This is a genomic window from Roseomonas sp. BN140053 (assembly GCF_047690175.1).
GTDB lineage: Bacteria > Pseudomonadota > Alphaproteobacteria > Acetobacterales > Acetobacteraceae > Roseomonas.
Map to the genome: position 1 here is coordinate 138,127 of NZ_JBLLEB010000005.1, position 13,001 is coordinate 151,127.

10 protein-coding genes are annotated in these 13,001 nt (G+C 69.6%); all 10 read left to right on the forward strand.

Annotated features, from left to right (window positions below; genetic code table 11):
- Positions 1-21 precede the first annotated feature (21 nt).
- The 10 genes from sdhA (at position 22) to odhB (ending at position 12,842) form a co-directional block, all read left to right on the forward strand.
- On the forward strand, positions 22-1,839 hold the full coding sequence (gene sdhA / locus ACLIBK_RS07395; protein ID WP_415386597.1) for a succinate dehydrogenase flavoprotein subunit: 1,818 nt from the start codon (positions 22-24) through the stop codon (positions 1,837-1,839).
- 13 nt (positions 1,840-1,852) lie between these two features.
- Positions 1,853-2,635 (forward strand): succinate dehydrogenase iron-sulfur subunit, encoded by a 783-nt coding sequence (locus ACLIBK_RS07400; protein ID WP_415386598.1) that lies wholly within the window; start codon positions 1,853-1,855, stop codon positions 2,633-2,635.
- Between the two features lie 137 nt (positions 2,636-2,772).
- A complete protein-coding gene (locus ACLIBK_RS07405) occupies positions 2,773-3,030 on the forward strand; it encodes a DUF2171 domain-containing protein (protein WP_415386599.1) in 258 nt (85 codons plus the stop codon).
- 114 nt (positions 3,031-3,144) lie between these two features.
- The gene (gene zapE / locus ACLIBK_RS07410) at positions 3,145-4,329 is read left to right on the forward strand and encodes a cell division protein ZapE (protein ID WP_415386600.1); all 1,185 of its coding nucleotides are present in this window, start codon (positions 3,145-3,147) and stop codon (positions 4,327-4,329) included.
- Between the two features lie 20 nt (positions 4,330-4,349).
- Positions 4,350-5,015, forward strand: coding sequence for a hypothetical protein (locus ACLIBK_RS07415; RefSeq protein ID WP_415386601.1), 666 nt, complete (start codon positions 4,350-4,352; stop codon positions 5,013-5,015).
- A gap of 220 nt (positions 5,016-5,235) precedes the next feature.
- Complete coding sequence (gene mdh / locus ACLIBK_RS07420; RefSeq protein ID WP_415386602.1) at positions 5,236-6,189, forward strand: malate dehydrogenase; 954 nt, start codon at positions 5,236-5,238, stop codon at positions 6,187-6,189.
- A 109-nt stretch (positions 6,190-6,298) separates the two neighbouring features.
- Positions 6,299-7,492, forward strand: a complete 1,194-nt coding sequence (gene sucC / locus ACLIBK_RS07425) for an ADP-forming succinate--CoA ligase subunit beta (RefSeq protein WP_415386603.1) — start codon at positions 6,299-6,301, stop codon at positions 7,490-7,492.
- Between the two features lie 2 nt (positions 7,493-7,494).
- Entirely contained in the window at positions 7,495-8,385 is an 891-nt protein-coding gene (sucD, locus tag ACLIBK_RS07430; RefSeq protein WP_415386604.1) for a succinate--CoA ligase subunit alpha, read from the forward strand.
- 280 nt (positions 8,386-8,665) lie between these two features.
- Positions 8,666-11,560 (forward strand): 2-oxoglutarate dehydrogenase E1 component, encoded by a 2,895-nt coding sequence (locus ACLIBK_RS07435; RefSeq protein WP_415386605.1) that lies wholly within the window; start codon positions 8,666-8,668, stop codon positions 11,558-11,560.
- A 19-nt stretch (positions 11,561-11,579) separates the two neighbouring features.
- Complete coding sequence (odhB, locus tag ACLIBK_RS07440; protein WP_415386606.1) at positions 11,580-12,842, forward strand: 2-oxoglutarate dehydrogenase complex dihydrolipoyllysine-residue succinyltransferase; 1,263 nt, start codon at positions 11,580-11,582, stop codon at positions 12,840-12,842.
- The last annotated feature ends 159 nt before the right edge of the window (positions 12,843-13,001 follow it).

Consider the following 13,001-nt stretch of genomic DNA (forward strand, 5'->3'; position numbering starts at 1 on the left):
CGAAGGTGTGAGGCGGTTGGAATGAACGCGATCGGCAAGCCGGGTCTCGGCGGCGGCGCTTACCGGGTGGTGGACCATACCTACGACGTGGTGGTGGTCGGCGCCGGCGGGGCGGGGCTGCGGGCCACCTTCGGGATGGGGGCCTCGGGCCTCAAGACCGCCTGCATCACCAAGGTGTTTCCCACCCGCTCGCACACCGTGGCCGCCCAGGGCGGCGTCGGCGCGGCGCTGGGCAACATGGGCGAGGATGACTGGCGCTGGCACATGTACGACACCGTGAAGGGGTCGGACTGGCTCGGCGACCAGGATGCCATCGAGTACATGTGCCGCGAGGCGATCCCGGCGATCATCGAGCTGGAGCACTACGGCGTGCCCTTCTCGCGCACCGATGACGGCCGCATCTACCAGCGGCCCTTCGGCGGCCACATGCAGGACTACGGCAAGACCCCGGCGATGCGCGCCTGCGCCGCCGCCGACCGCACCGGCCACGCCATCCTGCACACGCTGTACCAGCAGTCGCTCAAGCACAACTGCGAGTTCTTCGTCGAATACTTCGCGCTCGACCTCATCATGGACGATGAGGGCACCTGCCGCGGCGTGATGGCCTGGAACCTGGAAGACGGCACGATCCACCGCTTCCGGGCGCAGACGGTGGTGCTGGCCACCGGCGGCTACGGCCGCGCCTACTTCTCCTGCACCTCCGCCCACACCTGCACCGGCGACGGCGGCGGCATGACCCTGCGCGCCGGCCTGCCGATGCAGGACATGGAGTTCGTGCAGTTCCACCCCACCGGCATCTACGGCTCCGGCTGCTTGGTAACCGAGGGTGCGCGCGGCGAGGGCGGCTACCTCACCAACTCCGAGGGCGAGCGCTTCATGGAGCGCTACGCCCCGACCGCCAAGGACCTCGCTTCCCGCGACGTGGTGAGCCGCGCCATGTCCATGGAGATCCGTGAGGGCCGCGGCGTGGGTCCGCAAAGGGACCACATCCACCTGCACCTCGAGCATCTCGGCGCCGAGCTGCTGCACGAGCGGCTGCCGGGTATTTCCGAGACGGCCAAGATCTTCGCCGGCGTGGACGTCACCAAGGAGCCGATCCCGATGCTCCCGACGGTGCACTACAACATGGGCGGCATCCCGACCAACATCCACACCGAGGTGCTGCGCCCCACCCGCGAGGACCAGGACGCTACCGTGCCCGGCCTGATGGCGGTGGGCGAGGCGGCCTGCGTGAGCGTGCACGGCGCCAACCGGCTGGGCACCAACTCGCTGCTCGACCTCGTGGTGTTCGGCCGCGCCGCGGCGCACCGGGCAGCCGAGACGATCAAGCCCGGCGCCTCGCAGGCACCGCTGCCGCCCAACGCGGGTGAGGCGGCGCTGGTCCGTCTGGACCGGGTGCGCCACGCCAAGGGCAGCACCCACACGGCCGAGCTGCGCGTGAACCTGCAGCGCACCATGCAGAACCATGCCGCAGTGTTCCGCACCGCCGAGAGCCTGACCGAGGGCGTCGAGAAGATGCACAAGGTCTGGGCCGGGCTGCCGGACCTCAAGATCAACGACCGCTCGATGATCTGGAACAGCGACCTCGTGGAAGCGCTGGAGCTCGACAACCTCATGGGCAACGCGATGTGCACCATGGTAGGGGCCGAGGCCAGGCACGAGAGCCGCGGCGCCCACGCGCACGAGGACTACCCCGAGCGCGACGACAAGGAATGGATGAAGCACACGCTGGCCTGGTGCGACGAGCAGGGCAACGTGAGGCTGGACTACCGCGACGTGAAGATGCGCACCCTGACCAACGAGGTGCAGGTCTTCCCGCCCAAGGCGCGCGTGTACTAGGACCCCGAGGATCATGGCCCAGTTCAAGCTCCCCAAGAACAGCGAAGTCCGCCAGGGCAAGACCTATCCTGCCCCGGCGAGCGCCAAGACCCCGCGCTCCTTCAAGATCTATCGCTGGGACCCCGACACCGGGGAGAACCCGCGCTACGACACCTATGAGCTCGACCTGGACAAGTGCGGGCCGATGGTCCTGGACGCGCTGATCCAGATCAAGAACGAGGTGGACAGCACGCTGACCTTCCGGCGCTCCTGCCGCGAGGGCATCTGCGGCTCCTGCTCCATGAGCATCGACGGGCTGAACACCCTGGCCTGCCTGAAGCCGATCGAGGACGTGAAGGGTGAGGTCCGCATTCACCCGCTGCCGCACATGCCGGTGGTCAAGGACCTCGTGCCCGACCTGAGCCAGCTCTACGCCCAGCTGCGCGAGATCGAGCCCTGGCTGAAGACCGACACCGCGCCGCCGCCGGATTCCGAGCGGCTGCAGAGCAAGGAGGAGCGCGCCAAGCTCGACGGGCTCTGGGAGTGCATCCTGTGCTTCTGCTGTTCCACCGCCTGCCCGAGCTACTGGTGGAACGGTGACCGCTACCTCGGCCCGGCCGTGCTGCTGCAGGCCTATCGCTGGATCGCCGACAGCCGCGACGAGGACAAGGGCGGCCGCCTCGACAACCTGCAGGACCCGTTCCGTCTGTATCGCTGCCACACCATTATGAACTGCGCCCGCACCTGCCCGAAGGGCCTGAACCCGGCGGCGGCGATCGGGCAGATCAAGACCATGCTGGTGGAACGCGAGGGCTAAGCAGCCTTTTCTCCAAGGCCTGCCATCCCCTCGCGGGTGGCAGGCGGCCGCATCTCGCGCGGCGGTGCGTCGTTAGCATCCTGCTGTGAAACAGGGCGCGGTTCACCCGGCGCCCCAACTCCCGGGAGCAGGCGCCGATGGTCGATACCACCCAGATCCGCGAGCATATGGAGGTCGTGGGTGCCGATGGCGGGCACCTCGGCACTGTGGACCACCTGGACGCTGGTCGCATCAAGCTGACCCGGCGCGATAGCACCGATGGGCAGCACCATTACCTGCCCCTGGCTGCCATCTCCGCCGTGACGGATGGCAAGCTCGTGACGGAACTCCCACGCGAGGGTGCCATCGGGCTCATCGAGACCAATGGCGGTGGGCGCGACCACACCGAAGCCTGAGCGGCCCAGGGGCGCTGCTGCCCTGTCCCGGCGGGTGAAGCGCGTCGCGTAATCACGGCGTCGCGAGCTAATCGGGTTGCCCGCCCCATCCGGGCGGGCTATCCCGTCGCCTCGATGGACGGAACTTCCGCGGCCCCGGCTCCTCTCGCAGCGTCCCCGGCCGCATCGTCCGGCCCGCTGCCCGCCTATCGCGCCAAGGTCGCCGCCGGGGAGTTGCGTGCTGACGCCGCCCAGGCCCTGGCCGCGGAGAAGCTGCAGGACCTGTGGCGCCGCACCCGCGGCTACGATCCCAGCCCGGAAGCCCCGGAGGAGGCCGGCTTCTTCAGCCGCTTCTTCCGCCGCAAGCCGGTGGACGAAGCGCCCGGCAACGCACCGATCGGCCTCTACCTCGTGGGCGAGGTGGGGCGCGGGAAGTCCATGCTGATGGACCTGTTCTTCGCCACCGCCGACGTGCCGCGCAAGCAGCGCATCCACTTCCACCAGTTCATGCAGGACTGCCATCGCACCATCCACCGGTGGAAGCGCGAGAACCCCGGCGGCGACGACCCGATCCCGCCGCTGGCCGATGGCATCGCCGGCCGCGCCGCGCTGCTCTGCTTCGACGAGTTCCAGGTCCACGACATCACCGACGCCATGATCCTGGGCCGCCTGTTCGAGGCGCTGTTCGCCCGCGGCACGGTGGTGGTGGCCACCTCAAACACCGCGCCGGACGACCTGTTCAAGGGCCGCCCCGGCCGCGACGCCTTTCTGCCCTTCATCGCCCTGATCAAGCAGCGGCTGGAAGTCCTGACCCTGCAGGCGCAGCAGGACTACCGTCGCGACCGCGTGCGCGGTCTGCCGACCTGGCATTCCCCCGATGACGGCCGCGCCGAGCGCGCCCTGGACGCCGCCTTCCGTGAGCTGACCGGCCGCGAGCGGGGCGAGCCGCAGGCGATGGCCGTGCTGGGCCGCCGGGTGGAAATGCCGCAGGCCGTCAACGGCGTGGGCCGGGCCGGCTTCGACGACCTGTGCGGCCACCCGCTGGGCCCGGCCGACTACCTGGCCATCGCCACGCATTTCCACACCCTGGTGCTGGACGGCGTGCCGCGGCTGGGGCCGGAGAATTTCGACAAGGCGCGTCGCTTCGTGACGCTGATCGACGCCTTGTACGAGCACCGCTGCAAGCTGGTGGCCAGTGCCGCCGACCAGCCTGACAGGCTCTACGAGCGGGGAGAGAACGCGCACATGTTTCAGCGCACCGTTTCCCGCCTCCTGGAGATGCAGAGCCAGGATTACCTCGCTCTGCCACACCTGACCTGAGACGCATGAGGGGGAACAGCATGCGGCTGATCAAAACGATCGCTTTGTTGACGGGGCTCGGCGTGGCCGTGCTTGCCGGGGGGCAGGCCGAGGCGGCGCGCGGGGGCTCCTCGTCGCGGGGTACCCAGGTGACGCGCACCGCCAAGGCGCCCGGCCCGGCCGTTCGGGCCGCCCGCGCCAGCGCCGCGCCGGCCTCTCGCCGTGAGGTGCGGGCCGTTGCGGCGCCGCGCGCCTTCCGCGCCGTGGTGCCGCGCGTCGCCGCTCGCGGGGCGGATCGCGGCCGCGCCTTTGCCGCGGCCCCGCTGCGTGGCCGTGCCTTCACTGCCGCCCCCTCGCGCGGGCGGATCGTCGCCGCGGCGCCGCTGCGCGGCCGCATGGTGGTGGCCCGCGCCGGCAGCCGACAGGCCAAGGCGCTGCCCGGCACCCGCCACGCCAACCGCGTGCTGGACCGGGCCGAGATGCGCCAGATGGCCTCGGCCGCCTGCCTGCGCCGCGACTCGCGCGGGCGCTGCACCGGGCCGCGGCTCGCCGGCTTCATCTCCTCCGCTCAGGCCGCGCCGGCACCCGCGCGGTCCTGGCATGCCGGCCTGCCGGCCAGCGATGGCGAGCAGATGGCCTGCCCGGAAGGCACCATGGCCACCCTGGCCCGCGGCCATTCCGACACCATCCGCTGCATGCCGCTCTGATGGGGGTGGCCCGCTTTCCCGGCGCGGGGGCGCCGGGAAAGCGGGCCTGACGGCCGCGTCGGTTTCCGGGGGGAGGCCGGTCGCGGCGCTCTGGCAAAGGGTGAGCCGGGCTGGGGCAGGGGGGCCGCATCCCGGGCCCGCCTTGCCCGGCCGGGCGGCCGGGGCTAAGCGCTCCTGAGTTTTTTTCGCAGTGCAACGGCTTCCCGAAGGATCCCCTCCCATGGCCCGCAAGAAGATCGCGCTGATCGGCGCCGGCAACATCGGCGGCACCCTCGCCCACCTGATCGGGCTCAAGGAACTCGGCGACGTCGTGATGTTCGACGTTTTCGGCGGCGTCGCGGCCGGCAAGGCGCTGGACATCATGCAGTCCAGCCCGGTGGACGACTTCGACAGCCACATGACCGGCGGGTCCGACTATTCCGCGATCGCTGGCGCCGACGTGATCATCGTCACCGCCGGCTTCCCTCGCATGCCGGGCATGAGCCGCGACGACCTGCTGACCAAGAATGCCGGCGTGATGGGCCAGGTGGCCGAGGGCATCAAGACGCACGCCCCGGACGCCTTCGTGATCTGCATCACCAACCCGCTGGACGTGATGGTCTGGGCGCTGCAGCAGAAGTCCGGCCTGCCCGCCAACAAGGTGGTGGGCATGGCCGGCGTGCTGGACAGCGCCCGATTCCGCCTGTTCCTGGCGCAGGAGTTCAACGTTTCGGTCGAGGACGTGACCGCCTTCGTGCTGGGCGGCCACGGCGACACCATGGTGCCGCTGACCCGCTACTCCACGGTGGCCGGCATCCCCGTGCCCGACCTGATCAAGATGGGCTGGACCACGCAGGAGAAGATCGACGCCATCGTGGCGCGCACCGCCAATGGCGGCGGCGAGATCGTGAAGCTGCTGGAAAAGGGCTCCGCCTTCTACGCGCCGGCGGCCTCCGCCATCGCCATGGCCGAGAGCTACCTCAAGGACAAGAAGCGCGTCCTGCCCTGCGCGGTGATGCTGAACGGCGAGTACGGGCTCAACGACTTCTACGTCGGCGTGCCCGTGGTGATCGGCGCCGGCGGCGTCGAGAAGATCGTCGAGGTGCAGTTCACCGAGGCCGAGAAGGCCGCTTTCGACAAGTCTTGCGACGCGGTGAAGAAGCTGGTCGAGGACTTCAAGGCGCTGGGCGTCTGAGGCATCCGGCCGGGGTGCGCTCCGCGCGCCCTGGCCCATCCCACAACAGGGGGCCGGGGCACGCGGGGCGCGTCCTGGCCTCTTTCCGGATCAGGAAAGCGGTGCCGGCATGAACATCCATGAATACCAGGGCAAGGAGCTGCTGAAGCGCTACGGCGTCGCAGTGCTCGACGGCTTTCTCGCCAGGACCCCCGAGGAGGCCGAGGTGGCGGCGAAGAAGCTGCCCGGCCCCGTGGTGGTGGTGAAGTCGCAGATCCATGCCGGCGGCCGCGGCGCCGGCCGCTTCACCGACGACCCGAACGGCAAGGGCGGCGTCCGCGTCGTGAAGCCCGAGGGTGCGCGCGAGGCGGCGGCCGCCATGCTCGGCCACACGCTGGTGACGAAGCAGACCGGCCCCGAGGGCAAGGTCGTGAACCAAGTCTACGTGGAGGCCGGCTGCGACATCAAGCGCGAGCTGTACCTCTCGATCCTGCTGGACCGCGAAACCTCCCGCGTCACCATCATGGCCTCGGTCGAGGGCGGGATGGAGATCGAGGAGGTCGCCGAGAAGCACCCCGAGAAGATCCTGAAGGTCGCGATCGACCCGGCCTCCGGCCTGTATCCCTGGGCGGCCCGCAAGCTGGCCTTCGGTCTTGGCCTGGAAGGCAAGCAGGTCGGCACCTTCGTGAAGTTCGTCACCGCCATGTATGCGGCCTATACCGGCCTCGACATGGAGGCCATCGAGATCAACCCGCTGGTGGTCACCGGCGCGGGCGAGATCGTGGCGCTCGACGCCAAGGTGAGCTTCGACGACAACGCGCTGTTCCGCCACAAGGACCTGGAGGCCCTCCGCGACGACACGGAGATGGACCCGAAGGAACTCGACGCGGTCAAGAACGACCTGAACTACGTGGCGCTCGACGGCGAGATCGGCTGCATGGTGAACGGCGCCGGGCTGGCGATGGCCACCATGGACATCATCAAGCTCTACGGCTCCTCGCCCGCCAACTTCCTCGACGTGGGCGGCACCGCCACCGCGGCCCGCGTGACGGAAGCCTTCCGGATCATCACCTCGGACAGCAACGTCAAGGCGATCCTGGTCAACATCTTCGGCGGCATCGCCAAGTGCGACATGATCGCCAACGGCATCGTGGAGGCGAGCAAGAACCTCTCGCTCTCCGTGCCGCTGGTGGTGCGCCTGGAAGGCACCAACGTGGACCTCGGCAAGAAGATCCTGGCCGATTCCGGCCTGGCGATCATCCCCGCCGACAACCTCGCCGACGCGGCCCAGAAGGTCGTCGCCGCCGTGAAGAAGGCCGCCTGATCATGGCGATTGTCGTCGACAAGCACACCAAGGTGATGACCCAGGGCTTCACCGGCTCCCAGGGCACCTTCCACGCCGAACAGGGCATCGCCTACGGCACCAACTACGTGGGCGGCGTGACGCCGGGCAAGGGCGGCCAGACCCATATCGGCCTGCCCGTGTTTGACACCGTGGCCGAGTGCGTGGAGGCCACCGGGGCCGATGCCTCGGTGATCTACGTGCCGCCGCCTTTCGCCGCGGACTCCATCTTGGAGGCGATCGCGGCCGAGTTGCCGCTGATCATCTGCATCACCGAGGGCATCCCGGTGCAGGACATGGTCAAGGTCAAGCGCGCCCTGTCCGGCAGCAAGTCCCGCTTGGTCGGGCCGAACTGCCCGGGCGTGATCACCCCCGAGGCCTGCAAGATCGGCATCATGCCCGGCCACATCCACCGCCGCGGCTCGGTGGGCATCGTGTCCCGCTCGGGCACGCTGACCTACGAGGCGGTGGCGCAGACCACGGCGGCGGGCCTCGGCCAGTCCACCTGCGTCGGCATCGGCGGCGACCCGGTGAAGGGCACGGACTTCCAGGAGGTGCTGGAGCTGTTCCTGGCCGACCCGGAAACGAAGCAGATCGTGATGATCGGCGAGATCGGCGGCCAGTCCGAGATCCTCGCGGCCGAGTTCCTGGGCCGCGAGAACAAGCCCGGCTCGGCCAACTACAAGCCGGTGGTGGGCTTCATCGCCGGCGCCACGGCGCCTCCGGGCCGCCGCATGGGGCATGCCGGCGCGGTGATCTCCGGCGGCAAGGACACGGCGGCGGCCAAGATGGACGCCATGCGGGAAGCCGGCATCCACGTGGCGGACAGCCCGGCGGCGCTGGGCTCCACCATGATCAAGGCCATCAACGGTTGAACCGAAGCGGGGCGCGGGTTCATCCCCGCGCCCCGGTCTCCCTGCTTCGCCGTGTCCGCCATCGTGCGGTCCGGCCGTTTTCCCCTTCCCCGAACAGAGGGTGTGGCTTTCCGGACAGCAGCCGGCGCGTATCTGCCACGCGACTGTGCGATGTGATGCCCGGTGCCATGATTTCGGCATCCTCCCTATGTTAACCGCCGCTGCCGTCCTATGACGGGCGACGGTTTGAGAAGTGGACAAGCGTCCGGCCGAAAGGGGTCGGCACGCAGGAGGACGTGTTATGCCGGGTGTGGACATCCTCGCGACCGCGATGACGGGCGCCAATGCCGCCTTTCTCGCGGACCTTTACGCGCGCTGGGTGGAACGGCCCGATAGCGTCGATGTCTCCTTCCAGGATCTCTTTGCCGCCCTGAACGACGACGCCCGCGCCGTGCTGGAGGATGCCTCCGGCGCGTCCTGGGCGCCGCGCCCCCGCGGCGGCTTCGCGCCCGAGGAGGCCGCGCCGGCCGCTGCCCCGAAGGGCAAGGGCAAGGCGGAGGCCGCCCCGGCTGCCGCGGCGGCCAGCCCGGAAGCCGCGCGCCAGCAGGTGCTGGATTCCATCCGCGCCCTGATGTTCATCCGCGCCTATCGCGTGCGCGGCCACCTGGAAGCCGACCTCGACCCGCTCGGCCTGCAGAAGAAGAAGTCCTATTCCGAACTGGATCCGGCGACCTACGGCTTCACCGATGCCGATTACGACCGCCCGATCTTCATCAACCAGGTCCTCGGTCGTGAAACCGCGACCCTGCGCGAGATCATTGCGATCCTGCGCGCCTCCTATTGCGGCCCCATCGGGGTCGAGTTCATGCACATCCAGGACCCCGACCAGAAGGCCTGGATCCAGCAGCGGATCGAGGGCGCGCCCTGGACCGGCGCCTTCAACAAGGCCCAGAAGGCCAAGATCCTCAACGACCTGACGGAGGCTGAGGGTTTCGAGGCCTTCTGCGCCCGCAAGTATGTCGGCACCAAGCGCTTCGGCCTGGAGGGCGGCGAGTCCACCATTCCCGCCGTGCAGGCGGTGATCGAGACCGCGGCCGAGGGCGGCGTCACCGAGGTGGCCATCGGCATGGCGCACCGCGGCCGGCTGAACACCCTGGTCAACGTGGTGCGCAAGCCCTTCGTGCAGGTCTTCGCCGAGTTCAAGGGCATGCAGGCCAACCCGGACGACGTCCAGGGCTCGGGCGACGTGAAGTACCACCTCGGGACCTCCACGGACGTGGAGATCGGCGGCAGGCTCGTCCACCTGTCGCTGCAGCCCAACCCCTCGCACCTGGAAGCGGTGGACCCCGTGGTGGTCGGCAAGGTGCGCGCCCGGCAGGACATGGCCGGTGACACCAAGGGCCGCCGCTCCGTGATGGGCATCCTGCTGCACGGCGACGCCGCCTTCGCCGGCCAGGGGCTGGTCTACGAGACGCTGGCGATGAGCCAGCTGATCGGCTACCGCACCGGCGGCACCGTGCACGTCGTGACCAACAACCAGATCGGCTTCACCACCACCCCCGCGCACGCCTATTCCGGCCTGTACTGCACCGACGTGGCCAAGTCCGTGCAGGCGCCGATCCTGCACGTCAACGGCGACGACCCGGAGGCGGTGGTGTTCTGCGCCCGCATGTGCGCCGAGTACCGCATGGTGTTCGGCGCCGACATCGTGCTGGACATCGTCTGCTACCGCCGCCACGGCCACAACGAGACGGACGAGCCGGCCTTCACGCAGCCCACCATGTATGCCCGCATCAAGGAGATGCCGACGACGCGGGTGAAGTACGCGCAGCGCCTGGCGGCCGAGGGCTCGGTGCCCGAGGCCGAGGCGCGGGGCATGCTGGACCGCTTCAACGCCAGGATGGAGGAAGCCTTCCAGGCCAGCGCCTCCTTCAAGCCCAACAAGGCGGACTGGCTGGAAGGCCACTGGGCCGGGCTCAAGGCCGCCGGCGACGAGGCGGCGGACACGGAGGACGGCACCGCCGTGGCGCTGGAAACCTTGCGCGAGGTCGGCGCCGCGCTGAGCCGCGTGCCGCAGGGCTTCAATGCCAACCCCAAGATCCTGCGCCAGCTGGAAGCGAAGAAGCAGGCGATCGAGGGCGGCGAGGGCATCGACTGGGCGACCGGCGAGGCCCTGGCCTTCGGCACCCTGCTGCTGGAGGGCCATCGCGTCCGCCTGTCCGGTGAGGACGTGCAGCGCGGCACCTTCTCGCAGCGCCACGCCTACCTGATCGACCAGCAGACCCAGGCCGAATACGTCCCGCTGAACAACATCCGCGAAGGCCAGCCGCGGCTGGAAGCCTTCAACTCGCTGCTCAGCGAGATGGGCGTGCTGGGCTTCGACTACGGCTATTCCCTGGCGGACCCGCAGACCCTGGTGCTGTGGGAAGCGCAGTTCGGCGACTTCGCCAACGGCGCGCAGGTGATCATCGACCAGTTCATCGCCTCGGCCGAAACGAAGTGGCTGCGCATGAGCGGGTTGGTGATGCTGCTGCCGCACGGCTACGAGGGGCAGGGGCCGGAGCATTCCTCCGCCCGGCTGGAGCGCTACCTCCAGCTCTGCGCCGAGAACAACATGCGGGTGGTCAACATCTCCACCCCCGCCAACTACTTCCACGCCCTGCGGCGGCAGCTGAAGGCCAATTACCGCAAGCCGCTGGTGCAGATGACGCCCAAGTCGCTGCTGCGGCACAAGCTGGCGGTGAGCAGCCTGAGCGAGTTCGGCCCCGGCAGCGCCTTCCGCACCGTGCTGCCCGAGGTCGATGCCCTCGGCCCGGACGAGCAGGTGAAGCGCGTCGTGCTCTGCACCGGCAAGGTCTACTACGACCTGCTGCAGGCCCGCCGCGACGCCGGGCTGACCGACGTGGCCATCCTGCGGGTCGAGCAGCTCTATCCCTTCCCCAAGAAGGCGCTGGCGGCCGCGCTGACGCCCTACCGCAACGCCGAGGTGGTGTGGTGCCAGGAGGAGCCTGAGAACATGGGCGCCTGGAATTTCATCGACCGCCGGGTCGAGGCGGTGCTGAAGGGGCTGGACATGAAGGCCAAGCGGCCGGATTACGCGGGGCGTATCGCGGCCGCCAGCCCGGCAACGGGTTCGGCCAAGGTCCACGCGCAACAGCAGGAGGCCCTGGTCAAGCAGGCCCTCGGCCTTTCGTGACACGGGGCAAATAGTTTCCATGAGCGACATCCTGGTGCCCACCCTGGGCGAGAGCGTCAGCACTGCCACCGTGGCCCGCTGGCTGAAGAAGGCCGGCGAGGCGGTGAAGGCGGACGAGCCGCTGGTGGAACTGGAGACCGACAAGGTCACGGTGGAGGTCAACGCCCCCGAGGCCGGGGTGCTGGAGTCCATCGCCGCCGACGAGGGCGCCGAGGTCGAGGTCGGCGCCCTGCTGGGCAGCATCGGCGCCGGTTCCGGCACCGCCGCTTCCAAGCCGGTGGCCGCCCCGGCCGCGCCGACGCCGGCGCCGCAGCCGGTGGCCGCCGCCCCCGCGCAGCCCAAGGTGGAGACGCCGCGGCCCACCACCGGCCCGGTCGCCCGTCCCGGTGGCTCGGAGGCCCCGGCCCACGCGCCGCTGCCAGCCGCCGCCAAGATGATGACGGAAGCGGGCGTCACGGCCGCGCAGATCGGCCAGGGCAGCGCCAAGGACGGCCGTATCGCCAAGGGCGACGTGCAGGCCTATCTCAGCCGTCCCGCGCCCGAGACGCCCAAGCCTGCCGCCCGCGCCGCCCGGGCGCCGGAGGCCGGGGAGGAGCGGGTCAAGATGACCCGTCTGCGCAAGACCATCGCGAACCGGCTCAAGGAGGCGCAGAACACCGCCGCCATGCTGACCACCTTCAACGAGGTGGACATGTCGGCGGTGATGGCGCTGCGCAACGAGTACAAGGACGCCTTCGAGAAGAAGCAGGGCGTCAAGCTCGGCTTCATGAGCTTCTTCGTGAAGGCCTGCGTCGCGGCGCTGCAGGAATGGCCGGCGGTGAACGCCGAGATCGACGGCGACGACATCGTCTATAAGCACTTCGTCCACATGGGCATCGCCGTCGGCGGGCCGAGCGGGCTGGTGGTGCCGGTGCTGCGCAACGCCCAGGACCTGGGTTTCGCGGAGATCGAGAAGGCGATCGGCGGCTTCGGCAAGCGTGCCCGTGACGGCCAGCTGAAGCTGGAGGAGCTGGCGGGCGGTTCCTTCACCATCACCAATGGCGGCATCTACGGCTCGCTGATGAGCACGCCGATCCTGAACCCGCCGCAGTCCGGCATCCTGGGCATGCACAAGATCCAGGAGCGCCCGATGGTGGTGGGCGGCAAGATCGAGGTGCGGCCGATGATGTACCTCGCGCTCAGCTACGACCACCGCGTGGTGGACGGCAAGGAGGCGGTGTCCTTCCTGGTGCGCGTCAAGGAAGGCATCGAGGACCCCCGGCGCCTGATGCTGGGCCTCTGAGGCACGGCGCCTCCGGCCCCCGGGCCGGGCGAAGGATCGGGGCGGGGGCCATCGGCTCCCGCCCTTTTTCATGTCCGGCCTTCGGCGGCTCGCGGGATTCCTCCGCGCCTCGTGTTGCCAGCCATGCCCGCAGCGCCGGGACAGCGCGCCGGCGCGGGT